Annotated in this window: 24 protein-coding genes; 16 read left to right on the forward strand and 8 right to left on the reverse strand. The window is 51.9% G+C overall.

Going from position 1 to position 24,652, the window contains the following annotated elements; all coding sequences use genetic code 11:
- Window positions 1–17: 17 nt before the first annotated feature.
- Entirely contained in the window at window positions 18–794 is a 777-nt protein-coding gene (locus CF651_RS18360) for a YwmB family TATA-box binding protein (protein WP_094016317.1), read from the reverse strand.
- Window positions 795–1,031: 237 nt separating this feature from the next.
- Between CF651_RS18360 and CF651_RS18365 the strand changes: the two genes are divergently transcribed.
- Window positions 1,032–3,038 carry an LTA synthase family protein gene (locus CF651_RS18365; protein ID WP_245856024.1) on the forward strand — a complete coding sequence of 669 codons (2,007 nt, stop codon included), beginning with the start codon at window positions 1,032–1,034 and terminating at the stop codon, window positions 3,036–3,038.
- 146 nt (window positions 3,039–3,184) lie between these two features.
- Here the strand turns inward: CF651_RS18365 and CF651_RS18370 are convergent, their stop codons facing one another.
- Together CF651_RS18370 and cspD are read right to left on the reverse strand one after the other, a co-directional pair.
- Window positions 3,185–3,439 carry a cold-shock protein gene (locus CF651_RS18370; RefSeq protein WP_425436286.1) on the reverse strand — a complete coding sequence of 85 codons (255 nt, stop codon included), beginning with the start codon at window positions 3,437–3,439 and terminating at the stop codon, window positions 3,185–3,187.
- A gap of 55 nt (window positions 3,440–3,494) precedes the next feature.
- Window positions 3,495–3,695 (reverse strand): cold-shock protein CspD, encoded by a 201-nt coding sequence (gene cspD, locus CF651_RS18375; protein WP_094016319.1) that lies wholly within the window; start codon window positions 3,693–3,695, stop codon window positions 3,495–3,497.
- A 458-nt stretch (window positions 3,696–4,153) separates the two neighbouring features.
- Between cspD and CF651_RS18380 the strand changes: the two genes are divergently transcribed.
- The 3 genes from CF651_RS18380 (at window position 4,154) to CF651_RS18390 (ending at window position 8,270) form a co-directional block, all read left to right on the forward strand.
- Entirely contained in the window at window positions 4,154–5,671 is a 1,518-nt protein-coding gene (locus tag CF651_RS18380) for an extracellular solute-binding protein (protein WP_094016320.1), read from the forward strand.
- A gap of 34 nt (window positions 5,672–5,705) precedes the next feature.
- Window positions 5,706–7,220, forward strand: a complete 1,515-nt coding sequence (locus CF651_RS18385) for an extracellular solute-binding protein (RefSeq protein ID WP_094016321.1) — start codon at window positions 5,706–5,708, stop codon at window positions 7,218–7,220.
- Window positions 7,221–7,388: 168 nt separating this feature from the next.
- Window positions 7,389–8,270, forward strand: coding sequence for a protein-glutamine gamma-glutamyltransferase (locus CF651_RS18390; protein ID WP_094016322.1), 882 nt, complete (start codon window positions 7,389–7,391; stop codon window positions 8,268–8,270).
- A gap of 44 nt (window positions 8,271–8,314) precedes the next feature.
- Here CF651_RS18390 and hisJ read toward each other — a convergent pair whose 3' ends face one another.
- A complete protein-coding gene (gene hisJ, locus CF651_RS18395; RefSeq protein ID WP_094016323.1) occupies window positions 8,315–9,130 on the reverse strand; it encodes a histidinol-phosphatase HisJ in 816 nt (271 codons plus the stop codon).
- 167 nt (window positions 9,131–9,297) lie between these two features.
- On the opposite strand from hisJ, the gene CF651_RS18400 reads away from it, so the two are divergent.
- The 4 genes from CF651_RS18400 to CF651_RS33190 all read left to right on the forward strand — a co-directional run bounded on the left by CF651_RS18400 (window position 9,298) and on the right by CF651_RS33190 (window position 12,484).
- Window positions 9,298–10,980, forward strand: coding sequence for a methyl-accepting chemotaxis protein (locus CF651_RS18400; RefSeq protein ID WP_179232868.1), 1,683 nt, complete (start codon window positions 9,298–9,300; stop codon window positions 10,978–10,980).
- Window positions 10,981–11,263: 283 nt separating this feature from the next.
- On the forward strand, window positions 11,264–11,881 hold the full coding sequence (locus tag CF651_RS18405; protein WP_094016325.1) for a nitroreductase family protein: 618 nt from the start codon (window positions 11,264–11,266) through the stop codon (window positions 11,879–11,881).
- A gap of 140 nt (window positions 11,882–12,021) precedes the next feature.
- Entirely contained in the window at window positions 12,022–12,192 is a 171-nt protein-coding gene (locus tag CF651_RS32345; RefSeq protein ID WP_179232869.1) for a hypothetical protein, read from the forward strand.
- A 169-nt stretch (window positions 12,193–12,361) separates the two neighbouring features.
- A complete protein-coding gene (locus tag CF651_RS33190) occupies window positions 12,362–12,484 on the forward strand; it encodes a hypothetical protein (protein WP_281254487.1) in 123 nt (40 codons plus the stop codon).
- A 203-nt stretch (window positions 12,485–12,687) separates the two neighbouring features.
- Here CF651_RS33190 and CF651_RS18410 read toward each other — a convergent pair whose 3' ends face one another.
- A complete protein-coding gene (locus CF651_RS18410; protein WP_094016326.1) occupies window positions 12,688–13,323 on the reverse strand; it encodes an FMN-dependent NADH-azoreductase in 636 nt (211 codons plus the stop codon).
- 238 nt (window positions 13,324–13,561) lie between these two features.
- On the opposite strand from CF651_RS18410, the gene CF651_RS18415 reads away from it, so the two are divergent.
- The 4 genes from CF651_RS18415 (at window position 13,562) to CF651_RS18430 (ending at window position 17,015) form a co-directional block, all read left to right on the forward strand.
- Window positions 13,562–14,290 carry an amino acid ABC transporter ATP-binding protein gene (locus tag CF651_RS18415; protein ID WP_094016327.1) on the forward strand — a complete coding sequence of 243 codons (729 nt, stop codon included), beginning with the start codon at window positions 13,562–13,564 and terminating at the stop codon, window positions 14,288–14,290.
- Window positions 14,291–14,399: 109 nt separating this feature from the next.
- Window positions 14,400–15,275 carry an ABC transporter substrate-binding protein gene (locus CF651_RS18420; protein WP_094016328.1) on the forward strand — a complete coding sequence of 292 codons (876 nt, stop codon included), beginning with the start codon at window positions 14,400–14,402 and terminating at the stop codon, window positions 15,273–15,275.
- Window positions 15,276–15,722: 447 nt separating this feature from the next.
- Window positions 15,723–16,340 (forward strand): amino acid ABC transporter permease, encoded by a 618-nt coding sequence (locus CF651_RS18425; RefSeq protein ID WP_094016425.1) that lies wholly within the window; start codon window positions 15,723–15,725, stop codon window positions 16,338–16,340.
- Window positions 16,341–16,364: 24 nt separating this feature from the next.
- Complete coding sequence (locus CF651_RS18430) at window positions 16,365–17,015, forward strand: amino acid ABC transporter permease (protein WP_094016329.1); 651 nt, start codon at window positions 16,365–16,367, stop codon at window positions 17,013–17,015.
- An 18-nt stretch (window positions 17,016–17,033) separates the two neighbouring features.
- Here the strand turns inward: CF651_RS18430 and CF651_RS18435 are convergent, their stop codons facing one another.
- Together CF651_RS18435 and CF651_RS18440 are read right to left on the reverse strand one after the other, a co-directional pair.
- A complete protein-coding gene (locus CF651_RS18435; RefSeq protein ID WP_094016330.1) occupies window positions 17,034–18,110 on the reverse strand; it encodes an NAD(P)H-dependent flavin oxidoreductase in 1,077 nt (358 codons plus the stop codon).
- A gap of 154 nt (window positions 18,111–18,264) precedes the next feature.
- A complete protein-coding gene (locus CF651_RS18440; RefSeq protein WP_094016426.1) occupies window positions 18,265–18,531 on the reverse strand; it encodes a YqkE family protein in 267 nt (88 codons plus the stop codon).
- Window positions 18,532–18,733: 202 nt separating this feature from the next.
- Between CF651_RS18440 and CF651_RS18445 the strand changes: the two genes are divergently transcribed.
- Window positions 18,734–20,089, forward strand: coding sequence for a dicarboxylate/amino acid:cation symporter (locus CF651_RS18445; RefSeq protein ID WP_094016331.1), 1,356 nt, complete (start codon window positions 18,734–18,736; stop codon window positions 20,087–20,089).
- Between the two features lie 232 nt (window positions 20,090–20,321).
- On the opposite strand, the gene CF651_RS18450 is transcribed toward CF651_RS18445, so the two are convergent.
- Window positions 20,322–21,392, reverse strand: a complete 1,071-nt coding sequence (locus CF651_RS18450; RefSeq protein WP_245856025.1) for an SPL family radical SAM protein — start codon at window positions 21,390–21,392, stop codon at window positions 20,322–20,324.
- 99 nt (window positions 21,393–21,491) lie between these two features.
- Between CF651_RS18450 and CF651_RS18455 the strand changes: the two genes are divergently transcribed.
- The 3 genes from CF651_RS18455 (at window position 21,492) to CF651_RS18465 (ending at window position 24,570) form a co-directional block, all read left to right on the forward strand.
- The gene (locus tag CF651_RS18455) at window positions 21,492–22,082 is read left to right on the forward strand and encodes a sigma-70 family RNA polymerase sigma factor (protein WP_094016332.1); all 591 of its coding nucleotides are present in this window, start codon (window positions 21,492–21,494) and stop codon (window positions 22,080–22,082) included.
- The gene (locus CF651_RS18460; protein ID WP_094016333.1) at window positions 22,061–23,062 is read left to right on the forward strand and encodes a hypothetical protein; all 1,002 of its coding nucleotides are present in this window, start codon (window positions 22,061–22,063) and stop codon (window positions 23,060–23,062) included. The genes CF651_RS18455 and CF651_RS18460 overlap by 22 nt, the downstream gene beginning before the upstream one ends.
- 92 nt (window positions 23,063–23,154) lie before the next feature.
- Window positions 23,155–24,570, forward strand: a complete 1,416-nt coding sequence (locus CF651_RS18465) for a sensor histidine kinase (protein ID WP_342746591.1) — start codon at window positions 23,155–23,157, stop codon at window positions 24,568–24,570.
- Window positions 24,571–24,652: the final 82 nt, after the last annotated feature.

The following is a 24,652-nucleotide window of genomic DNA, read 5'->3' on the forward strand; positions in this document are numbered from 1 at the left end:
CCGCCACCGCTTCGCGTTCAATACTCTACGGAAATGGCCGGGGTGCCGATCGTGATCCGGCGTTCCTTCGTTACGGAGTTGCGGTGAATAGCAATCTGCACGTTCATCTGGCCTAGCTGGGTGTTCTTTATTTGCGGCTCGGCAGGCAGAAGCTGGGAGTAATACGAGATGCTGGTGCTACCCTTGTCCTGATATCTGCCTACTTCCTTCAGCTGGAGCTGTTCGGACAGCCAGCGGTAGACGGAGAGCTGATCCTGCTCCGTGTCTGCGAACGTATCGGAGAGCGTGCCCTGCAGGATGACGTTCCAGTGGGGCGCCAGCCCCAGCTCCTGAAGCTTGCCGCTCAGCTGCTGCTGAAGCTGTACCATCGACTGCTCGCTGGCTTCGCTTGCAGCCCCGTCTTCCGTCTGCGCGGTCATCATGAACGTGGTGGTACCGTCTGCGTAGCCGATCCATGTCAGTGTGAACTGAACGTGGTTCTGCAGCGCAGCCTCCGATTTGTACAGGAGATGGTCCTGCTCCCGGGTGAAGACGGTTTGCTCCGGCATCCCGAACGTCCGGCTCAGCTCCTGCCCGATGCGTAGAAATTCTTCTTCATTAGGATACGTTTTATAAGTGCTTGTATGCTTTAAAATAAGGTGCGGCTCCGTGCCGATGGCCTGCTTGGACACCGGAAGCAGCAGCTGCAGACTGGCGCTGCCCGCCGTCTGTACGGTCTGCGCTTGTACGTGTACGGCCCAAGCGCCGATAAGCAAGCTGAATGCAACCAGAATCAGGGTGATCGATCGTTTCATCCTCAAGCGCCTCCTGCCGATTCTATGAATCTACTAAACAGGATGCTCCAATTTACTTCCGGATATACCTGAGACGCGGAATTTTTCCATATGTCTCCTTTTTCTTCATATGACTTAACAATTTCTTTACATTTCAGTTCATTTTCAGGTTCTTTTAATATGGAGCGGGTACAATGAGGGTCCATGTTTTGAGCGGGTGTTGAAGCTCGTACTTTGATTTGAAGGAGCGTGATGAAGGTGAAGCTATTTCCGTATTTCCGGGCAAGGCAACCATCCAGGTGGGAACAGAACCGGATCGTACGATACAGCTTAATGACTATTTTACTGCTAGCCGTCCCCCCCTTGTTGCTGCTTGGTGTAGAGTTGATTCAAAGAGGATCTTGGACCGATACGGTGGGATGGATTACCCAGCATCGGGACCTTGCGATCATGAATGGCACACTCGATCTGCTTGTACTGCTTGTCTGTTACTCTCTGTTCGGCTCTCTGATGACCGGGGTGGCCGTGAGCGCATTGCTCTTATTCTTGATGGCGTTAATCAGCTATTTCAAAACGAAATTAATTGGAGAGCCTTTCTTTCCGTGGGATATATTTTTGAAAAAAGAAAGTATGAACATCATCCCGTTAGTCACGGGACCCTCCGCGTTAAAAAGAATCGCCGCCCTTGCCGGCGTGATCATCTTTCTGCTCGTGCTCCGCTGGCTGCTGCCGCGGCTCAGGCTGAAATGGAGCAGCCGAATTGTCGTCGGCGTCCTGTCGCTGCTGGCCCTGTATTCCTTCGGCATGCGAACCCCTTGGGCCACACAGTGGATGGATCGGATGGGCGCCAACGAGATCGTATGGAACCAGAAGCAAAATTACAGCGACAACGGGCTGGCGCTCGCTTTTACGATGAATGTGAAGAACATCGTGGTCGCCAAGCCGGAAGGATACAGCGAGCCTTCGATGGCTGCGGTAGCGCAAAATATCGCCGCAACGCAGACGGCAATGACCGTCGTATCCTCCAAGGAGACGGCTCCGCTTGAAAAAAAGCTTCAAGGGAAGCGGCCTAACGTCATTTTTATTATGAACGAGGCGTTCTGGGATCCGACACTGCTGCCCAATGTTCAATTCAGCGAAGATCCGGTGCCGACTGTGCATCGGCTGCAAAAGGAATCCACATCCGGCTACTTGCTGTCGCCGCAGTTCGGCGGCGGCACCAGCAATGTCGAATATGAGGTGCTGTCAGGCAACTCCATGAGCTTCCTGCCGGGCGGCTCGGTACCGTATCAGCAATACATTAATAAGCCGCTGCCAAGCTTGGCGAGCTATTTTGAGAGCAAGGATTATAAAAGCATGGCGATTCATTCGTACGAAGGCTGGTTCTGGAACCGGGAAAACGTATATAAGCAAATGGGCTTCGAGAGCTTCAAGAGTAAGGAGCGCTTCGACAATCCGGAATACAAGGGATTTTTTATTTCGGATGACGAAGTATCGAGAAGCATTATCAAGGAAGTCGATGACACCGAGAAGCCGATGTTTATTTATGCGGTCACGATGCAGAATCATGGGCCTTATGACGATGCGAAGCGCTATGACAGCAACCCGATTAAAGCCGAGGGGAATCTGACGGAGGATGCGCGCAGCATTCTCGAAACGTACACGCATGGCGCACATGATGCGGACCAAAGTCTCCAAATGCTCATCGATCATTTTGAGCAGTCGGATGAACCGACGGTCATTGTGTTCTATGGGGACCATCTCCCTATGCTGGGGATGGATTACGATGTGTATAAGCAAGGCGGCCTGATCAGCCAGTCGGCCCAATGGTCGCTCGAAGAGAACCGGCGCATGCATAGCGTGCCTTTCGTGATGTGGTCGAATCTGGATCTGCCGAAGCAGCAGGTGCCTACCATAAGTGACTCGTTCCTCGGCTCCTTCGTTCTGGATACGCTGCAGATGGAGAAGCCTGCATCGTTTGCTCTTGGCGACCAGCTGAGACGGCAAACGCCGGGACTTTTGAGGGACCTGGTGGTGGATGCGGAGGGAGGTCTGCACCAGACCGTGCCCGAGGCTTCCCGGGAGCTCGTCAATCAATATAAAGAGCTGCAGTATGACCAGCTGTTCGGCAAACAGTTTTTATCCAAATATATCGATCAGGATTATTTAACCAAGTCTACGCTCCCGAATTACAACGCGGAGTTCGACGACTCGAGGCTGCCTGCCACGGATAAGATGGATGCCAGCGGCAGGGTGGGTTCTTAAGTATAGGCAATCGGAGAAAGGACTTCGCTTTGCGGCGGCCATCTATTAGGATGGGCCGCGAATGAGCACAAAAAAGGCGCTAACCTTGGGGGGTTAGTGCCTTTTGTCGTAGTACACCCGGGGAATCCATCGATTCCCAAAAGGGGTTAATAAGTTTTTTGATGGTGATTTTGAAGCAGGGGAAGCATTTTGATATTTTTGACCATGGAAGCATGACAAATGGGGCAGTCCGGAGTACGGTCTAAAGAGAAATTTTCTCTCATCCAGCAGGAGCATTCTTCATTACTGCACATCCAGACGGATGTTTGTTCTTCTTGAACCGGTTCCATGGTTTTCTTTGAGAAATACAATGTAACCCCTCCTATGGTAAGCTGTAAGTTCCTCCAGGCAATGATGGCCAAATAATTTGAAAGAGAACTGCCCGATCAAGGAGCAGTTCTCTCCATAGATGAAACCTTACAGTTTCACAACGTTTTCAGCTTGAGGACCGCGGTTGCCTTCAACAACATTGAATTGAACGCGTTGTCCTTCATCAAGAGATTTGTAGCCATCTCCTTGAATCGCGCTGAAGTGGACGAATACGTCTTTGCCGCCTTCCACTTCGATGAAGCCGAAACCTTTTTCTGCGTTAAACCATTTTACTGTTCCTGTTTCCATTCTTTAAAACCCTCCAATAATTTGTTACTCATATTTGTATGAATAAAAAAATTCACACATTACAAAGAGTACCCTTTAAGCTGAAGTGATAACCCTTTCTAATATGTGAATTATACGTTCCTTTTATACCAATAATTCATTATAACACACATTTTTTTCTTATAACAGGGTGTTTCGGAAAAAAACATGTAAAACAATTTACCATTTGCAGGCTAAACAAGCCCCATATATGCTGAATTGAACCCAAGGTTAAATCCGGCACAGCTCAAGTTAAAATTGGCTCATGGTATCCCGCTCAATGCTTATACCTATAGGGTTCCCGCCTCTGCTCGACAAGTAGTTAAATCCGATGGATAGCTTATCGACGACAGATTATGGATAATGAAGGTCAGAGAGGCAGGCCGCTCACTGAAAGCGGTTAAAGAACAATTTAATTAGGATAAGTGGAGGGCAGTGAAATGGCAAATAAACAGAGATGGGTGGCAACCTGTTGTGCGGCAGTGATGACGATGGGGATGATCGCAGGATGTGCAAGCAAGCCGGAGGCTACAAGCCAAGGCAGCGATGCCAAGGAAGACAACAGTCCGATGGCGATATCCATGGCGATGCAGCAAGTAAACGACATTCCTAATAAAGGCAATGAAGTGGAGCAGTTGATCGAGAAATACACGAACACAAAGCTGGACATTCAGTGGATTCCAAGCTCGGCTTATGACGATAAGATTAACGTAATGATCGCATCCAACGAGATGCCACAGCTTCTGAAGGTGCAATACGTACCGAACATCATCAGCGGGATGCAGTCCGGCTTGTTCTGGGATGTCACCCCTTATCTGAAGGATTATAAAAACTTGTCCGCCCAGAACCCGCAGTACTTCGACAACATTAAGGTAGACGGCAAGCTGTACGGCGTTCCGGTATTTTCGGACATTGCCCGGGTAGGTATCGTATACCGTAAGGATTGGCTGGATGCGCTGGGCCTGCAGGTGCCTAAATCCATTGACGAGTGGTATAACGCGATCAAAGCGATGACCTTGAACGACCCGGACAAAAACGGGAAGAACGACACGTACGGAACGCTTCTTTTCAAAAAATATAACGAAGGTCAAGCTTCGCTGACCACACGTTTTGCCGTCGGTATGGGCGGTCCTAACAAATGGGCGGTGAACAACGGCAGCTTCGAGCCTGAGTTTACGTCCAAGGAATACACCGACGTATTGAAGCTTTACAAGCGTCTGTATGAAGAGAAGCTGCTAAATCAGGATTTTGCCGTATTCGATGTAACGGAAGCGGATAAATTGTTCGATGCCGGACGCGTCGGGTTTAAGATTGCGGTAGCTACGACAGCGAAGAGCCAGCAGGACCGCCTTGCGAAGAACGACCCGAAAGCGGTTGTAGATGTGGCGCCGATCTCGGGCCCAAGCGGGATTAAAGTAGCGGGACAAACAGGCAACTCCGGTATTTATGTCATTCCTAAATCGAAAGTGAAAACAGAAGCCGAGGTCAGAAAGCTGTTGAAATTTCTGGACAGCATGATGGAGCCGAACATGGCGAACCTGCTGACACGCGGCATCGAAGGCAAGCACTACACCAAGACGGCGGACGGCAAAGCGGAGTTCACGGATTTCACCACATTCCAGAGAGAAGTAAAGCCTTACCGCGATAATATGCTGTATGTGGACGGCTACAACACCTTAACGCTCAAAGACACGCCGATCGGCGAAAAAGGAACGAAAATCACGCAGGAGAACGTGAAAAACTCCGTGCCGAACCCGGCTCTGACCTTGATTTCACCAACGTATTCGGAGCGCGGCAAAGAGCTCGATCAAATGATTTGGGATGCACAAACGAAGTATATTATGGGCAAGCTGGACGATGCGGGCTGGCAGGCAGAGATTGAAAAGTGGAAAAAAGCCGGCGGTGCGAAGCTGATGGAAGAATACAAGGCCGAGTACGCGAAGGTAAACAAGAAATAAAAACGAAGATTCGTATTACTGGGGGAGAAGAAAGATGAACAATAAAAAGTGGGTTGCTTTGGCATGTACAGGCGCTTTGGCCACAGGTCTATTGGCAGGCTGCGGAGCGAAGGATTCCGCGACTCCGGGAGCGGGCGGGAAGGAAGATGACAGTCCTTTTCCGATCAACATGGCTTTGCTGCAGGTAGGCGATATTCCGAATAAGGGCAATGAGTTCGAGCAGGCGGTAGAGAAATATACGAATACGAAGCTGGATATTCAATGGATTCCTCAGGCTGCCTTTGACGAGAAGGTCAACGTTATGATCGCCTCCAATGAAATGCCGAAGATCATGAAGGTAAACTACGTACCTACGACGATCAATGCGATTCAGGGAGGCCAGTTCTGGGAAATCGGCCCGCTGCTGAAGGATTATAAGAATCTGTCCGCACAGGACCCGCAATATTATCAGAACATTTCCGTAGACGGAAAAGTGTACGGGGTGCCGAATTTCCGGGATATCGGCCGTGCGGCCATCGTGTACCGCAAGGATTGGTTCGACGCCCTTGGCTTGAAAATCCCTGCCAGTCTGGATGACTGGTACAATGTGATGAAAGCTATCGCCACGAAGGACCCGGACAAAAACGGCAAGGACGATACGTATGGAACGGTTTTGTTCAAAAAGTATAACGAAGGTACGCAGCCGGTGCTGACCCGTATTGCAGTCGGTCTTGGCGGGGTTAACCGCTGGGGTGTAGATAACGGCAAATTTACGCCGGAATTTATGACCAAAGAATACGTGGATGTGATGAAGCTGTTCCGCAAGCTGTTCGAGGAAAAGCTGATTAATGCGGATTTTGCCGCATTCGATCAATCGGAAGCGGATAAAATGGTCGACTCGGGACGCGTCGCAATGAAGCTGAATGGCGTGGCCAATAACGGCAAAAGCTTTCAGGACCGCATGACGAAGGTAAATCCTCAGGCGGTGTTCGATGTTGAGCCTTTCACAGGTCCGAAGGGGCCGCGTCTGGCAGGTGAGCCTGGCAACTTCGGCTTCCTGGCCATTCCGAAATCGTCGGTCAAAACGGAAGCGGAATTGAAGAAGGTGCTGACCTTCCTTGATAAAATGATGGATCCGCAAATGAGCGCGCTGCAGCTTCGCGGTATCGAGAACAAGCACTACAAAAATATCGACGGCGGCAAAACGGAAATGACCGATTTGACGGCATTCCAACGGGAAATCAAGCCGTACCGCGATAACATGGTCAACGTGGAAGGCTACAATGTAGCTTCATTGAAGGATACGCCGCTTGGTGAAAAGGGAACGAAAATGACGCGTGACAACGGCAAATATGCCGTCCCTAACCCTGCGTTGACCCTCACCTCCGCTACGAATACAGAGCGGGGCAAAGAGCTGGATCAAATGATCTGGGATGCGCAAACGAAATACATTATGGGTAAGCTCGACGATGCCGGCTGGCAAGCCGAGGTGGACAAATGGCGTAAAGCGGGCGGCGACAAGCTGATTAAGGAATACGAGGAAGCTTACGCAAAGCAAGCAAAGAAATAAGATGCAGATGAAACGAGCCTGGCGGGCGTACCGCCGGGCTTGTTTGCGTCCCTAGATCCCGAAATCCGGCAAATCCCAAGGAAAGGCGTGATTCCGCTTGTTTAATCATTCTTGCTTCACGCGGCACATAGGATAGATAAGACGGTTAGGAAAGGCGGGGGTTGCGTTGTGATCAAGTTTACCGATCCGAATGAGAAAGTCAATTGGGATTCGCTTACCGAGCGGGAGAGAGCGATCTTTGACCAGAAGGAGCACCTTGCCACGAAATTTACATACCCTTCCTGGAAATCGCTCCAGTTCGAATTGAGGGCGAGAGTGGCGATTATGGACGCGGCCATGGCCCTTAACAATAGCGCTGCGGGTTTTGCCACATTCAAGCAATCCCAATGCAACGATGAGTATTGGATACGCAAGGAGAACGGCGGCTTCCTGCTGAAGAAGGACGTGCTTCCAAGCAAGGCGGTACGCGACATTTTCATCAACGGGAATCAATACGGATTCGAATGCGCGACAGCTATTATTATTATTTTGTATAAAGCGGCTTTGGAGATACTGGGGGACGAAGTGTTTGATAAGATGTTCAAGGAATTGTTTCTGTATTCCTGGAATTTCGACAGCGACCTGAAGCTGATTACGGTAAATGGCAAGCAGGAGGCTTTTTCGGGGGATGTGATGTATTTCAAAAACCCTGATGTCGATCCCAAAATGCCGGAGTGGCAGGGGGAGAATGTCGTAAAGATGGAGCAATCGATGTTTTTCGGCCACGGCATCAGCGTTCTGTCCAAGGAGCAAATCATCGAGCGGCTCAACAGGCTGAGAAAACCGGGCAGCACGGTCTCGGCCTACTTGGTGGATCAAGTCACGTATCCGGATTTCAGCTATTGGGAGAAAATGGCCGACACCGGGCAGCAGGATACGGGAGCCCCTCCTTCCGTGACGGCGACAGCCCCGTTTCCGCCCTTGCTTGTGCAGCCGGTCCCGCTCCTATCTCCTGCCGCGGGTACGGTTATTGGCCGTATCGGCGGCAGGACGATGGTCTATGCGCGGTAAGAGTAAAATCAGCGCAGCAGGGCAGGGTTGAGGCTGAGCCTCTTCTAGGCTAAAGCAGCGTACCAGTCCCAGCCGGTTCCGACATGCTCCGGCTTGTGGGCGTCGGAGCCGTAGATGCAGGCAATGCCCTGCTGTCTGCACTGCTGGATAAACCAGTCCGGCGCATAGGGCTTGCCGCAGGTGGCGACGCGCAAGCCCGCCGTGTTCACATCGATGCCGACGCCGGTTTGTGCAAGCTTCGGAATGATCGCTTCCAGGCGGCGCCGAATGTGGGCTTCATCAATTTCGGGGAGGGCCAGCCTGAACTTCTCGATCAGGTTGATGTGACCGATCCGCTTGCGCATGGGCAGCTGAGCCGCCCACTCGATAGCAGCCTCCACATGATCGTAATATTCCTCGACAACCCGCTCCATCGTGCCATAGTACGACAGGAGTCCTTCGCGGAAATCATCCGCAGTGAAATCGATGCACCGCATGCCTTCTTTGCCGGGCAAATAATGAACGGAGTAGACGACATCCTCCAGGTCCTGCTGCCACCGGCTCACTAGCTGCTCCGTGTAGTCCAGCCTCCCCGGCAAGTAATCCAGCTCAAGCCCGACAGTTACGTCGAGGCGTCCGCTGAACTGGGTCTTCATTTGCTGCGCGTAACGGATATATTGCGGAAGCTCCTCCTCCGGCATGGCCAGCTCCTCGAACAGCTTCCGGTCAGCTACCCAGCCCTGCGGCAGCGGCGGATGCTCGCTGATCGTATACCGCTCGAAGCCTTGCTGAATCGCCTGCTCCAAGTATTCCTCCTGAGGCGCGCTGCTGCCGTGGTAGCAAAACCGGGTGTGGGTGTGCCCGTCCCATTTGATACTCATTTCAATTCCCCCTTTTCTTTTCATTGTAGAATAAGCCTAATTGTTAGACAACTATGAGTGAAATTCATAGATAGCAAATACAATTCAAATAAAAAAACTAAACAATTCTTATTATGATAAGAGGAGAAACTGAAGGACTGTTTTATTTACTTGGGGGGTCAAAGTTGATGTCGTGGACGATTGGAAGAAAGCTTGTAGCCGCATTTGCCTGCATCCTGCTCATGATGGGCATTATGGGGTGGATGGATCTCAGAAATATGAATGCGCTGCAAAACAACACAAAGGAAATTACTAGAAGCTGGCTCATCGGAACGGAGGTCGCGAACCAGGTTAATTTCTCGAAGGAGCACATCCTGACGCTGTATTACCAGCGGCTTCTGGAGAAAAATCCGGCCAAGCAAGAAGAATTTACAAAACAGCTGGCCGCTACGTATGCGGATATTGATGCGAAATTGGTTGCTTATGAAGCTTCCGTCGCAGACGCCCAGGACAGAGAAAATTTAAAACAACTGAAAGCCAGGTGGGATACGTTCAAGGAAGTTAATAGCCGTCCTAAGGCACAAGGTGCGTCAGCGGAAGCGAGTGCCGAGGTATCCAAGGCGTTCCAGGACGTGCAGGACAGCATCGCCGTCATCGTAGAGTATAATCATAAGGGTGCAATCCAGGCGGAGCTGAATAGCGCGGCCTTACATCGGGAAAGCGTGATTGAATTTATCGTGCTGATCGTAATTGCCTTTCTGCTCGTTGTCCTCATCGCATATATGGTTACAAGGATCGTTTCGAGGCCGATTGTGCAGGCATCCCAGGCCTTGGAGCACCTCTCCATGGGCGATTTGACAGGAAACGCAATCCGGCATGCGTCCAACGATGAGATTGGGGTACTAGTTACGTCAGTGAACCGCTTGTCCCATTCGTTACGGTCCTCCGTGCTGCAAATACAGGAAGCCTCGAATCTTGTAGCGGCATCGGCCCAGGAGCTGTCAGCCAGCTCTGAGCAGAACGCATCGGCATCCGAGCATGTCACAAGCTCCATTCAGGATGTGGCCGCAGGCTCGGAGAATCAAGCGCAGAACGCGATGGAATGCGGCCGGGCTATGGATGAAATGGCTATCGGCATACAGCGCATAGCGGAAACGACATCGGATGTCGCGGAGATATCGAATGAAGCTTCCCAGCAGGCGGAGCAAGGAGCCGAGTCGATTCGGAAGGCATCGGACAAAATTCAAACGATCAGCGAAGCGGTAGGCAAGGCAGGCGACGTGATCCGCAATTTGGAAGAGCACTCGCATAACATTAACCGAATCTCCTTGTTTATCGGTGAGATCGCGGAGCAGACCAATCTGTTGTCGCTGAATGCGGCGATTGAAGCGGCCAGAGCGGGGGAAGAAGGGAAAGGCTTCGCGGTTGTTGCGGGCGAAATACGCAAGCTGTCGAATCAGACGGCAAGCTCCATTCAAGAGATCAATCAGGTCATTGAGGGCATCCGCTTAAGTACAGGACAAGCCGTCCGGTCGATGGAAGAGGGCTTGGCTGAGGTGAACGAGGGGCTGGTTGCTGTGGAGCAAGCCCAAGCCACGTTCGGGCTTATTGTACATTCCACAGGCGAATTATCCAAGCGCATTCAGGAAGCGGCAGCAGCGGCGGAGGAAATGTCGGCAAGCTCCGAGGAGGTTGCCGCAACGGTGCTCAGCATGGGGCAAATTGCGGAGCAGACATCAGGCTTGGCTCAGACGGTCGCAGCAACGACGGAGCAGCAGCTTGCCTCGATTCAGGAGATAACCTCTTCAGCCAATGCGTTATCCGGGATTTCGGAAGACTTGCATCAGTTGGTTATCAAGTTCAAAGTATAGCCGGTTCAATGTATAACCGGAGTTTAAACAGGGCCTTTCTCCGCGTGGAGAAAGGTCTTCTTTTAGGGAGAATATTAGTTATAGGAAACAGGTTCAGAGCACCAGTCATTAACAGGCGAGGCGTTACATAATCCTGTGGGAGAGGGTGAATCTAATCAAAGGCTCTTGTAAACAATGAAGCAGGTGGTTGATTGTTTACATAAACCTAGTTACTTAACATAAGTAAGTAATTGTGATATGATCTTATTGGAAATGCACGATACATGAAAAGGAGTGTTTATTAATGAGCCTTACTGAGAAGCAATTGAGCGCAGAGGAATTGATTTTATCCCGTCATTCCGTTCGTAAATATGAGCCTGGAGTCACAATTCCCGATGCGGAATTGAACGAAATTTTGGAGCTTGCGGCAAGTGCGCCTTCCTCCTGGAACTTGCAGCACTGGCGTTTCCTTGTGATCCGCGAGCAAGCCAATAAAGAGAAGCTCCTGCCTATCGCATACAATCAGCAGCAAGTGGTTGATGCATCGGTCGTTGTCGTCGTATTAGGCGATCTGGAGGCCAATCTCGTCGCTCCGAAAGTATATGAGAATGCAACGGAGCAAATCCGTGAGATGATGCTGGGTCAAATTAACGGCGCCTACCAGAATAACCCTGGTCTTGGCAGAGACGAAGCCTTCCTTAACGCTTCCTTGGCGGCGATGCAGCTGATGCTGGCTGCGCGAGTGAAAGGCTATGATACGGTTCCAATGGGTGGATACAGCAAAGAAGCCCTTATCAAGGAATTCAATATTCCAGCTCGCTACGTGCCAATTATGCTTCTTCCGATCGGAAAGGCCCAAGCGCCGGGTCGTGCGACGGACCGTCTGCCTTTGCAAGAGCAAGTGATTCACGAACGCTTCTAATCGGCGGGTTGCCGCTGGCATAATTCCATGCCTTCTTGTCCATATTATCCCTGTAACGTGGTAGGAAGAGGAATGGCTTTCTCCCGGGTCAAAAGGACTCGGGGCGAGGCGGTTTCCCGGACTAAAAGGGAGTGTGGGTTATGGGACTTCATGAAGAAGAAGCCGTAAGAAAGACAAACGCAAGCTTGACCGAAGAAGGGCAGCCGGCATTGAGCCGGGAAGAGTTCAATGCAGCCAATGAGAAGCTGCTTGAGGATCAGCTGCAAGTCAGCGAAGACAAGGTCGTTGATTACGTCCCGGGCAAGAACTGAGCGGACGGATGAAAGGCCATTTGTTATTACAAAAAGACGCTTCCATCCCGCCTGTCTGGCGGTGTTGGAGGCGTCTTTTTGTTCCCTATCTCGTGCTGCCCTTGGGGCATAATGGCTTCACCTTCTCTTGCTGTGCCATTCGTGCCGTTTCTGAACAGGCGTAAGTTTGGTGCGCGCTTTCCTTGAGTCCAAGGGGGAGCTTAGGCTGGTGGACCGGCGGCTGCAGGTGAGGCAGTCGAACTGCTGGCGGCCTGAGCTGAACAGCGAGCATACGTTTTTACAAAAGGTATAGCAGCTGCCGGCAGCAGATCCGTACAAGCTGGAATGCTTAAATTCATTCCTGACTTCTTCTTCTGCGTTTTTGTTGTGGATACACTATATGTGCGCTTGAGAGAGCCTGCTTAACGAATTACGTTATGACGGGAAAGCGACAAACAGGCACGAATCTTCCGTTAAGGAGGATGCGTGCCTGTTTTTGCAAACCCAGAAGCTTTTTTAGAACGTTGAAGCGAGGGATACGGCTTTGTCTATCGCTTTTGTTTTGATTTCCTCCGCACGGTCAGGGAATTGGTTCATTCCCTCTACGAAAATCCCCTCGAAGGAAGGAATGCCGAAAAACTGCATAATGATGCCCAGATGCTTGTGCCCTATTTCCATAGCTGCTGCAGGGCCCTCGGAATAGACACCGCCGCTTGCTTGAATATGGAGCGCCTTTTTATTCGGCAGCAGACCGACCGGGCCGTTCTCGGTATATTTGAATGTTTTTCCCGCCGTACAGATCGAATCGATATATGCCTTCAGGATCGGCGGATATGAAAAGTTCCACATCGGGGATACGAAGACATATTTATCCGCTGCTACGAATTGGTCGGTTAGCGCGCCCAGGCGGGAAACCTTGTTTTTCTCCTCCTGGGAAAGCTGGTCGAAGGAGCTGCCGGAACGCAGCTTGCCCCATCCGCTGAAAACATCGGCATCGATATGCGGGATATCGGTGTTGTACAGATCGAGTGTGACGATTTCATCGTTCGGGTGAGCCTTGCGATAGGCATCGATAAAAGCTTTTCCGACCGCCATACTGAAGGATTGGGTATCATCGTTCGGATGGGCGGTAATGTATAAGAGCTGAGCCATGTGAGATTATCTTCCTTTTCGCTGAATTTGATTGCTGCACTATATAGAATGCCCGTTAAGGCTGCTGCTATAGGTGGAAATCTTTGGTGTAATGCGCATGAGTCATATTTTGGAAGCTAGGGTAATAGGTTTATATAAGTCATTTTTCTTGAGGGTCAAAGCGGGCTGTGACATATTCATGTTAACAAATGCTTCCATGATCCGTTGACTATCATCGAATAAGGTAAGGAGGCCGCCTGTGATTGAATTTCGCAATGTGAATAAGCATTTCGGATCATTTCACGTACTGAAACAAATTTCACTGACCATTCAACAGGGCGAGGTTGTCGTCATTATCGGGCCGTCCGGTTCGGGGAAAAGCACGCTGCTGCGCTGTATTAACCGGCTGGAGCCGATCACGGACGGACAATTAGTTGTACAAGATGTCCAGCTTCACGACAAAAAAACGAACGTGAACCGGCTCCGGCGGGATATCGGTATGGTGTTCCAGCATTTCAATCTGTATCCGCATATGTCGGTGTTGGACAACATTACCCTGGCTCCTATGAAGGTTCGGGGCATTCCCAGGGGGGAAGCGGTGGAGACGGCCATGCACTACCTGCGCAAGGTAGGTATTCCCGAGAAGGCGGGTGCTTACCCGTCTCAGCTATCCGGCGGGCAGCAGCAGCGCGTAGCCATTGCTCGCGGGCTTGCGATGAAGCCCCGAATCATGCTTTTTGATGAGCCGACCTCGGCCTTGGACCCGGAGATGATCGGCGAGGTGCTTGATGTGATGAAGGATCTGGCTCACGAGGGAATGACCATGGTTGTCGTCACCCATGAGATGGGCTTTGCCCGCGAGGTGGCCGACCGGGTTGTGTTCATGGATCAGGGTCAGATTGTGGAGGAAGCGGTGCCGCTGGAGTTTTTCTCGAATCCACGGGAGGAGCGGGCCCGGCTGTTTTTGAGCCGGCTGCTGCATGGCTGAGCGGGCTTCGCATGCTAATGCTAAGAACGTAGGTTAACACACGCGAGAAGCGGCACAAGGTGCCGGTACTTCTGGCGATCTGATATATAGTGGAGAGGGGACATGCGCAATGCTAAGAAAGAAGTTTTGGTTTTCGATTACCTTGATGATGGTTTTTGCTGCTCTGATGATGGCAGGCTGCGGATCCAAGGAAACGACTACGCCAGCTCCGGCCGACCCGCCTAAGACAAATGGCGATGCAGGGAAATCGGAACCGGGGAAGACGGCAAGTAAAACGCTCGAGGACATTCAAAAGCGCGGCAAGCTTGTCGTTGGCGTGAAGTATGATACGAAGCTGTTCGGGCTCAAGGACCCCGGAACAGGTAAGGTAGAGGGCTTCGATATTGATATGGCCAAAGCGCTCGCCAAAAAAATATTAGGTGACGAGAACAAAGTCGAGCTGAAGGAAGTAACGTCCAAGACTCGGATTCCTTTGCTGAAAAACGGCGATATCGACATGATCATCGCTACGATGACCATCACAGAGGAGCGCAAGCAGGAGGTTGATTTCTCGGATGTATATTTCAAAGCCGGGCAATCCCTGCTGGTCAAAAAAGGCAGCCCGATTCAATCCGTGACTGACGTGAAAAAGGGTGTGAAGGTGCTTGCCGTCAAAGGCTCCACATCCACAGACAATATTCGCAAAAAGTCGCCTGATGCCACTGTGCTGGAGTTCGAAAATTATCAGGAGGCATTCACGGCCTTGAAGGCGGGTCAAGGGGATGCCTTGACGACCGATAATGCCATATTGTACGGCATGATGAAGCAGGACCCCAACTACCAGGTCGTAGGCGGTACATTTACGGATGAGCCTTACGGCATGGCAATCCGCAAGGGCGACACGGGCTTCGTTACATATGTGAACGACTTCCTGAAGGCGATGAAAGCCAGCGGGGAGTACGACAAGACGTATGAGAAGTGGATCGGGGAAAAGCCGGCCCCCTAACCGCTGCATATCGCTTGACCCCAGGATGAATGGCCTTGTAAGGGCTGTTCATCCTATTGTCAGATTCGCAGCCTATAAGTCGGTGAATATGCACGCAAGGGAGCGGAGCGGGGGAATCGATCGTTCCGGAGAAGCGCCAAGTTGAAGAATGATCATCCGTCCATGCAGGAGGCCACTGAAAAAAGTAGCGAAGTGGACAGAATCGTTCTGCAGAAGCGTATGCGTTCGTCTTTGTCCCTGGATTATACCTGCTAAAAGCGGGCGATCGGAAGAACGATCTGTACATGCAGCGGTGCCGTTTTCAGTGGCCTCCCATGCAGCTGTAACTTTTTCTGGGACTTTCGTGAAGCCGGGCAGTAATAAATTGGACTTGCAGCAAAAGGAGCGAGGAGGGACGGTACGTTGGAGAAGCTGTTCGACTTGAAGCTGTTGGAGAAATATGGCCCGATGTATATGGAGGGCTTCATCCACACACTGGAGGCAAGCATCATCGCGCTGATTGCCAGCTTTATTTTGGGGACGGTGGTCGCGGTTCTGCGCATTTGTCCGGTAAAGCCGTTGAATGTGCTGGGAGCGGCCTATGTGGAGTTTATTCGGAATATCCCGCTGCTGCTGATTGTATTCCTGTTTTTCCTGGGGCCGTCCTCGCTTGGATTTCCGCTAAGCGGTTTTGCGGCGGGCACGCTTGGATTGTCCATTTATACATCCGCTTTCATTGCGGAGGCCGTTCGTGCCGGTATTCAGGCGATTCCGAGAGGTCAGACGGAAGCAGCGCGTTCCTCAGGCTTAACCTATGCCCAAACGATGCGCTATATCGTGCTGCCGCAAGCGATGCGAATCGTTATCCCGCCACTGGGCAACCAATTCCTTAACCTGGTTAAAAATTCGTCTGTGCTTAGCGTGGTGGCCGGTTTGGATTTGATGTACTATGCGGATTTAATCTCGACGAAGTCTTTCGTGACGTTCAGTGTCTATATTTTCGTGGCACTGTTTTATTTGGTGATTACGATCCCGCTTAGCTTTGGCGTTGCGTATCTGGAGCGCCGCATGGCGAGACAGCATTAGAGGCCGCGAAAGGAGGGATGCCGGGTGAATTTTATCGATGCGTACAGCTGGGAGCATATCCGATTTCTGCTGATGGGGCTTGGCATTACGTTGAAGGTATCAATCGTTGCCATTGTACTTAGTTTTATTGCAGGCTGCTTGCTTGGGATCGTTCGCTATACAAAGCTCATCGGGGTATCGCAGCTTGCGGCACTGTTTGTGGAGACGATTCGTAATTTGCCGCTGCTCCTTATTATTTTCTTTACGTACTTCGCCCTGCCGGAAATCGGTGTGAAGCTGAGTGTGGAAAGTGCGGCCATCGCCGCTTTGACCGTATTTGAAGCCGCGATGATCTCCGAGATCGTACGCAGCGGATTGAACTCGATTGATAAAGGACAGATAGAAGCCGCCCGTTCTTCAGGATTGACTTACATCCAAACGCTGCGTTATATCGTACTGCCCCAAGCCTTGCGGCGAATGGTGCCGCCCATGGTCAGCCAGTTTATTTCGCTGTTGAAGGACACGTCGCTTGCGGTCGTTATTTCACTCGCAGAACTGATGCATAATGCGCAAATTATTAACGGGCAGGATGCGAACTTCGTGATTCCGATTCTGCTGCTGACGGCCGTCATGTATTTTGCAGTCAATTACAGCCTGTCGCTAGTCGCGAGAAGATTGGAAGCAAGGCAGGCATAGAGGCTGCCTTACTATTGGTTAATGCAGTAAATGATTAGCCTGGTGGATGATTTCCTCGATAATTTGCTGCGAGGTTTGGCCGGAGCGGAGCAGACGGGCCCCCTGGCCCGACCAGAGGGACATATAGTCCGATTGGCTTTGGCTTGCCGCTGCATTGCGGATATCCCGCGTCAGCGTATTTTGCGTTGGAAAAGGAAGCGGTTCAATCCCGCCTGCGTCCCAGCGTCGGATGAACCGGTTGGCGATGCCCCGGGCCGGTCGTCCCGAGAAGGCCCGGGTGAGGACGGTGCTCTCCTCCGTACCCGCAAGCAGCGCTTGCTGGTACGCCGGATGGGCGCCGGACTCCGCCGCCGTGAGGAAGCGGGTGCCCAGCTGGACGCCCTGCGCCCCAAGGGCAAGGGCTGCGACCAGCCCGCGCCCGTCCATAATGCCTCCGGCGGCGAGGACAGGCAGCTTCACGCTGTCCACGATTTGCGGCACCAAAGCGAAGGTGCCGACGTTGGCGCCCATCGGCTGCTCGCTGACATCGAAGGTGCCCCGATGTCCCCCTGCCTCGGTGCCTTGGGCGACGATGGCGTCGCAGCCGGCTTGCTCGGCGAGCAAGGCTTCGCGCACCGTGGTCACCATGGCCACGGTGCGGATGCCGGCGTGCCGCGCTTCCCTCAGGGCTGCTGCGGAGAGCAGCCCGAAGGCCGTGCTGATCACCGGCACGTTCTTGTCGAACAAGACAGCGAGCTGCTCCTCGAACCGGTTCGGCGTACGCACCGGCTCGAAGCCTGCATGCGGAATCCCCAGCTCGTCCCTCAGCTCGTTCAGCCCGGTCTGCACCTCCAGGATGCGTTCGTTATTGTCGGACGCCGTGTACACAAACAAGTTCACGGCGAAAGGGGCGTCTGTCAGCCGACGGATGGCATCGATCGCCTCTCCGATGGCCTTCGGCTCCATATAGGCTGCCCCCAGCGTCCCGAGCCCTCCGGCGTTCGATACGGCAGCAACAAGCTCCGGAGTGGAAGGGCCGCCGGCCATGCCGGCCAGGAAGATCGGGTAGCGGATACGGAACAGCTCACACAGCTGGGTCTGAAGATGAATTGGCATAGGACGCTCACCTCTGGAATAGGAATATATAACTTGGCTGTTGGGACAGCACGTGTGCTGATGAAATGAATTTGAGCTCGATAAGTTCAATAAGCGTATGCTTGTTGGAACTGGAAAGAACAGGCTGCCCCGCGGCAGCCTGTTCGTGTATGGTTTATTTATATTTTTTCCAATCCATAGAGCTGTTGGCAAGCAAATGCTCGAAGCTGTTGTCCAGACGCTTTTGTTCGGCTTTCCGGGCTTCTTCCTTTTGCTTTCTTTCTTTTTCCCGCTTGTCGGCTTCCTCTGCTTTCATCTGATCCGCTTGAGCCTTCAGCTTATTCAGAATCTCAGGATCGAGCAAATCCTTCAAGGTTGCAGGCTGATCCTTATCCTGGGAGGCAGGCGCCGAAGAGGAGAGGGGCTTTCTTTTTTTCACCATATGATTCACCTCGGTTCTTACTTCATCATATTCGTTTTGGGAAGGGGAGTCAAAGCCTTTCATGACAGGAGGGGCTTTCCTTAAAGCTTTAGTGTTAAATATTTTATTGGAAATTTACTTGACAGTCGGAACGATTGGCAGTACTATTCTTTTAACGCATAATTCCTACTGAATTAGTAGGGTATACAGGGGGATGAGTCACATGAAGAACAACTTGATTACAGCCATCCAATCCAACTGGATCAGCTTGCTAATTTCCGTTGTTATTATCGGTATTCTTTATTTATTGGCGAGAAAACGCGTTGGCTTCGGAACGCGCGTGCTGCTGGCACTGGGCCTCGGTTTGGCGGCAGGGATTTTCTTTAACACTTTCAAATTCGACGCGACCAGCGTAGGAACCATCGGCACCATCTATGTGAACCTGGTGAAAATGCTCGTCATTCCATTGGTTGTCGTGCTTGTTATCAATAGTATTACCTCCATATCGAATATGGGGCATCTGCGTAAAATCGGAATCAAGACGATTTCCTTATTTTTCATAACAACGGGAATTGCAGCCTTGATCGGGCTTCTCGTTGCGTTGGCTTTCGATCCGGGTGCAGGCATTGAACAGGCGGTGCCTAAAAACTTCAAGCCTCGCGACATTCCGACCTTCTCGCAGGTGATTCTCGATCTGGTTCCAACCAATCCGATCAGCGATATGGCAGGCGGCAAGGTCGTACCTGTTCTCATCTTCGCGATTTTCGTGGCGATAGCCATGGTGCATGTCGGCTCGAAGAAACCGGAAATCGTGCAGCCGGTGAAGCAGTTCGTTGAATCGTTCGCACAAATTATGCACCAGGTGACCAAATACATCATTCGTTTGACACCTTACGGCGTATACGCCTTGATCGGAACGATGGCGGCCAAATACGGCTTGGAAACGTTGGCGCCGCTGGTTAAAGTCATTCTCGCTACGTATGTCGCTTTGCTGATTCATTTCGTCGTTACGTTCGGCGGCCTGATTTCTTTCGTGGCTAAGGTGAATCCGTTCAAATTTTTCCGGAAGGCGTACCCGACGATCGCCGTTGCGTTCACGACTCGCAGCAGCTATGTCACCCTGCCGGTGAATCTGGAGGTGATTACGAAGCGTCTCGGCGTATCTTCCCGTATTGCAAGCTTCGTGGCGCCTCTTGGCGCGACGATGAATATGAACGGCTGCGGCGGGGTATGGCCTGCGGTTGTAGCGATTTTCGTAGCACGCGTCTATAACGTGCCGCTCAGTATCTCCGAATATATTCTGATTGTTGTCGTGAGCATGATTTCCTCGATCGGTGTAGCGGGCGTGCCGGGTCCTGCGGCAATTTCCACGACCGTCGTGCTGACTGCGCTCGGGCTGCCTGTGGAAGGCTTAGGTCTGGTGCTGGCCATCGATGCGGTGGTGGATATGGGCCGGACAGCGGTGAATGCGACCGGAACGACCGTCTGCTCCGTACTGGTAGCCAACTCGGAAGGCGAGTTCGACCGGGATGCGTTCAATAAAGAAGAGGATGACCAGCTTGAGCTGAATCCGGTTTAAAATTAGAAATAGACAGCGCCATCCTTTCTGCCCTTGGGGTCAGGAGGGATGGCGTTTTTTTTCGATGAAGCGGCAAACAAAATTGTTATTGGCGATAAAACCAACCGCTGAACGCGGCCGCTCATCTTCGAGACGCTTCGATAAAGGTTTTCTCATGTCCGGCCAAGAAAGGAATGCCGCGAGCTCCTCATTGAAGGACGGACGGTGCAGCATTTACGCTGTATGTGACAGGCTAGAACAGCGTTAGCTGCACAGGCTCGCAGCATTCGGCTCCGGCAGCTCCGGCAGCTGTTTCTGCCGAGGGCGCCGCTGCCGGATCGGGCCGCAACGGGCCCGTGCCGAGGTGTGCCTCCTGCCGTTCGGGCTTTCTCGAACGCATCGGATAGCGCCAAAGCAGCCTATCGATAGCCTCCAGCGCAGGGGCGCGAAAGCTGTACGGCACAGATTGCGAGGACGCGTACAGCCGTGCATATTTTTCAACAAGGTGCGGGTAATGCTGCTGAAGCGTCTGGAAGAACCACACCTTGACCTCCGAGGTACTGAACCGCAGGAAGGAGGGCATGACGAACTGGGAGCCGGCCTCGGAGGCGGAGGCGATCAGCTCGGTTAAGTCCTCCACTTGATCGGTGAGATAAGGGAGAATCGGCGCCGTGAAAATGCCTGCGGGAATCCCCTCGTCCGTTAATTGCTTCAGCATCTTCAAACGCTGGGCGGGAGCCGGCGTGAACGGCTCAAACTGCCGCCACACGGTACGGTTCAGGGTAGACAAGCTGATATTGACCGAGGAGACGGGGAGCTGCTTCAGCAGGTCCAGGTCCCTCAGAATTAACGGCGAGCGGGTCGTAATGGTTACAGGCACCTGATACTCGACCAGCACCTCCAGACAGCCTCTGGTCAGCTTGGCTCTGGCTTCAATCTGCTGGTACGGGTCGGTTGCCGTACCGATTGCCACAGGGCCAAGGCCCTCCAGACCTTTCCGGCTGCGCTGCCGCTTGCGAAGCTGCTCTCTTAACACCCCGGGAGCGCCCTCCTTTAGAAGAATGTGGCGCTGGAATGTATCGTCGGCCTCCAGCCCAAGGAAGGAGTGTGTGGAGCGGGCATAGCAGAAGCTGCAGCCATGCTGGCAGCCGCGGTATGGATTGATCGACCAATCGAAGGGCATTGAGGAAGCTTTGACCGGGTTGAGAATCGATTTCGCTGCCACAGGTTCATATTGCATCGGTTTTGTGCTTGAATTGGAAAAGGGATTCATTGTATCACCCATTGTAATAGGAATGGAAACATATGTTCGTATTTCGATCATAACAAAGGAACCCCTTAAATACAAGTAAGGCGCGAAATGAACCTTTTTCCAGCCCGAGACCAATATATAGTGTAATTTACAAGAAGGGAGGCAAAGCCGATGCTGGAAGCTGAACTGCACGAATGGATTCGACGTGTAAATACGGGGGATCAAGAGGCGTTCCGGACGATCTATAACTACAGCAAAGATCACGTGTTTCAAACGGTTCATTTTCTTGTCGGCGGGCAGGATGCATGCGATGTCGTGAATGAAGTGTATGCAGAGCTGTTTAAATCACTGCACAGCTACCATTTTCAAAAACCGTTTCTTGCTTGGGTGAACGGGATCGCCATTCGACAGACGCACAACTGGAACCGGCGGATTTGGCGGCGATTTCGATTGCTGGACCGCTGCAAACAGCTGATGGATTTTACTGCGCAAGCACCCGATGCGGAACAGATTCATTTGTCAAAGGAGCGGGGGAACGAATTAATCGGTCTCGTCCGGAAGCTTCCGTTCAAACAGCGGGTCGTCGTCGTTTTGCGTTATTTTCACGAGCATTCATTGGAGGAGATCGCACAGCTGCTCGACATTCCGGTAGGGACCGTCAAATCGCGGCATCATACTGCACTGGCAAAGCTGCGGGTTCAAGCGAATTTTCTCAGAAAAGAACAGGAGGAAGCATCCTTATGTCCATCGAACAGCAATTGAAGGTACAGTTTCGTCAAGAAGCCGACAGTATGGTTCGTCCCCTGCAGCTGGATGAGCGGATTGAGCAAATCTACCAAGAGAGTGTATCCACCCACGACGTCCCCAGCGTTAAAGCGTTACGGAGTAGGACACCTTATGGCCGCGTAGTCGTACTGGCCGCTTGTTTGCTTTTGTTCTCCGGAATCGCCTATGGCTCCACGGTGCTATATAGTCTGTATTCGGATCGTTTCTCCATGGAGGTGAGTAATGCTGCCGAATTGAGATTCACTACGGGTCAGTTACAGGAAATCTATCACTCGATGCAGCAGGTAAGGGATCAATTAGCCCCTGGACAATCGGCATGGGTATACATATCCGCATTGGATTCCATCCAGCTTCCGAATGCTCCGGCGGGAACGGGCCTGATCCGGGTCAATCATCCGATTTCTTATACAGATCTGGATCAGTGGAAACAGCTTGCGGAACAAAGCTTGGGGAGAGTGAAGCTTCCTGCTGCACTTCCGGAAGGCTTTCAATTCAACCGCGGTGAGCTGGAAAGCTTGACAGGGCCGGTTTCCGCAACCGAGGTAAAGAGCTATTACGAGCCTCTGAAGAAAAAAGCCGCTGAGGAAGGCAAGCCTATGGCATGGCAGGAAGTAACGGGTTCATCCCCGGAAAGTGCTGCGTCGCCTCGGCTGCTTTTTACCAATATCCGCCAGGAGCAAATTGAAATCTCTGTTACCCGGCTTACGGAGCCGGAACGGTCTATCCATGTGAAGCTCGGGATGGGGGAGGGCTCTAGCACCGAGAAAGTGCAGGTAGCTGGCAAGGATGCTTATTATTCGGTGAATGCGAACAACTTTCTGAGCGAGACGGGCTTATACAAGGATATTCAATGGCTTGAAGCCGAATCCGGACAAACGAGTATTTACCATGTATCCTCACCTTCCCGAGAGGTGACCAAGGAGGAGCTGGTGTTTGTTGCGAATCAGTTGAAATAAGCAGGAGACCAAGAGGCTAAGCGGCGCGCTTAGCCATTTCCTTTTGCCCGTATGGTATAATAGAGCAGTTCAGATATGGGAAAAGGGGGGAAATGATGCAGTTTTCCAAAGTGTTTCTAATGAACATTTGCGTACTGACAACGATGGTGTACGTGGCCATGCTGCTGCATAAATATTGGTTCAACGAAGCATCGGGCCTGTTTAAATATGCGTTTTCCGTATTGCTCGCTATCGGTGCCGGATGGGCAACCATGGTATTCGGTCTTCAGCTGACCGACAATATTATTTTTGATTTGCGGTTTGTGCCGCTTCTGATTTGTACCTTGGCTTATTCGAGCCCTGTGACGATTTTTGTTATAGGCTTGGGGATCGGTCTGGCGAGGCTGACATTCGGTCTCCAGCAGGCGGCTTGGGCAGGCTTTTGGAATATGGTACTGCTCGGCTTGGTCTGTATGCTGCTGAATATATGGCTTAGAAACAAGCCGTGGAGCTTCGTCAGAAAAATAACCATCGTCATCGTGATCGTGAATGTGATGAATTTTCTGGATATCGCCGTGCTGGGCGTTATTCCGTTTCAAGTATATATGTCGACCATTGTGCCTGTAGCACTTCCGCTTAGCTTGGGATTGAGTGCGTTTTTTGTTTTTATTTTGCGTGATTTTCAGATTGAGCGTTACCGTGTCGTCGAAATCCAGAATACGAACGCCGCCCTGCAAAGGCAAACGGACAGGCTCATGGAAGCGCATAAAGAACTGGAGGATCAGGCGAAGCAACTGCTGCTGGCGTCGCAGTACAAGTCGGAGTTTCTGGCCAATATGTCTCACGAGCTGAGAACTCCTTTGAACAGCATCATTGCATTATCGGGCTTGATCGGGGACCGGGACAAGCAGGCGTCTCCGGCGGAAGCGGTGGAGTACGCTGGCATTATACACACGTCAGGTCAAGAGCTGCTCCGGTTGATCGACGACGTGCTTGATTTATCCAAAGTCGAGGCCGGCAAAATGGAGATAACGGTCGAAACGGTGATTCTGAGTGAAATTGCGTATGCGCTGGAGCATCAATTTCGCCATGTCGCAGAGCAAAAAGGACTGGATTTCGTGACGGAGGAAGCGGAAGGGCTCCCGGATGTGATATACTCCGACGCCCTGCGCCTGCAGCAAATTATTCGAAACCTGCTATCGAACGCACTCAAATTTACCGTTAGCGGCAGGGTGACGCTCCGTATGGAGCATGTAGTGCTGGAGCATGAAGGGAAGCAGGAGGAATGGATTGCCTTTCGGGTGAAGGATACGGGAATCGGCATCCCGGAAGAAATGCAGTCCGCGATCTTTGAGGCGTTCCGCCAGGCGGACGGGTCCATCAGCCGAAGATTCGGCGGAACCGGACTCGGGCTGTCGATTAGCCGGGCGCTGGCTCAGCTGCTGGGCGGATTTCTGGAGCTTCAGAGCAAGGAAGGCGAGGGGAGCCAATTCACCTTGTACGTCCCGCTCAGACGGACGGAAGGCTAGCATATAGCATACAAGCTGTGCCATTGGGAAAATAAAAAGAAGGCAGCCTTGAAGGGGATTCCCCCTCCATGACTGCCTTTTT

The organism is Paenibacillus rigui (genome assembly GCF_002234615.1).
GTDB classification, from domain to species: Bacteria; Bacillota; Bacilli; order Paenibacillales; family NBRC-103111; genus Paenibacillus_S; species Paenibacillus_S rigui.

Bases quoted from the DNA above. Each gene is read 5' to 3' on its own strand.
- CF651_RS18360 (WP_094016317.1), bottom strand. From the start codon at position 794: ATGAAACGATCGATCACCCTGATTCTGGTTGCATTCAGCTTGCTTATC.
- cspD (WP_094016319.1), bottom strand. From the start codon at position 3,695: ATGGAAACAGGAACAGTAAAATGGTTTAACGCAGAAAAAGGTTTCGGC.
- CF651_RS18380 (WP_094016320.1), top strand. From the start codon at position 4,154: ATGGCAAATAAACAGAGATGGGTGGCAACCTGTTGTGCGGCAGTGATG.
- CF651_RS18385 (WP_094016321.1), top strand. From the start codon at position 5,706: ATGAACAATAAAAAGTGGGTTGCTTTGGCATGTACAGGCGCTTTGGCC.
- hisJ (WP_094016323.1), bottom strand. From the start codon at position 9,130: ATGAGTATCAAATGGGACGGGCACACCCACACCCGGTTTTGCTACCAC.
- CF651_RS18400 (WP_179232868.1), top strand. From the start codon at position 9,298: ATGTCGTGGACGATTGGAAGAAAGCTTGTAGCCGCATTTGCCTGCATC.
- CF651_RS18405 (WP_094016325.1), top strand. From the start codon at position 11,264: ATGAGCCTTACTGAGAAGCAATTGAGCGCAGAGGAATTGATTTTATCC.
- CF651_RS32345 (WP_179232869.1), top strand. From the start codon at position 12,022: ATGGGACTTCATGAAGAAGAAGCCGTAAGAAAGACAAACGCAAGCTTG.
- CF651_RS18410 (WP_094016326.1), bottom strand. From the start codon at position 13,323: ATGGCTCAGCTCTTATACATTACCGCCCATCCGAACGATGATACCCAA.
- CF651_RS18420 (WP_094016328.1), top strand. From the start codon at position 14,400: ATGCTAAGAAAGAAGTTTTGGTTTTCGATTACCTTGATGATGGTTTTT.
- CF651_RS18425 (WP_094016425.1), top strand. From the start codon at position 15,723: ATGTATATGGAGGGCTTCATCCACACACTGGAGGCAAGCATCATCGCG.
- CF651_RS18435 (WP_094016330.1), bottom strand. From the start codon at position 18,110: ATGCCAATTCATCTTCAGACCCAGCTGTGTGAGCTGTTCCGTATCCGC.
- CF651_RS18440 (WP_094016426.1), bottom strand. From the start codon at position 18,531: ATGGTGAAAAAAAGAAAGCCCCTCTCCTCTTCGGCGCCTGCCTCCCAG.
- CF651_RS18445 (WP_094016331.1), top strand. From the start codon at position 18,734: ATGAAGAACAACTTGATTACAGCCATCCAATCCAACTGGATCAGCTTG.
- CF651_RS18450 (WP_245856025.1), bottom strand. From the start codon at position 21,392: ATGATCGAAATACGAACATATGTTTCCATTCCTATTACAATGGGTGAT.
- CF651_RS18455 (WP_094016332.1), top strand. From the start codon at position 21,492: ATGCTGGAAGCTGAACTGCACGAATGGATTCGACGTGTAAATACGGGG.
- CF651_RS18460 (WP_094016333.1), top strand. From the start codon at position 22,061: ATGTCCATCGAACAGCAATTGAAGGTACAGTTTCGTCAAGAAGCCGAC.
- CF651_RS18465 (WP_342746591.1), top strand. From the start codon at position 23,155: ATGATGCAGTTTTCCAAAGTGTTTCTAATGAACATTTGCGTACTGACA.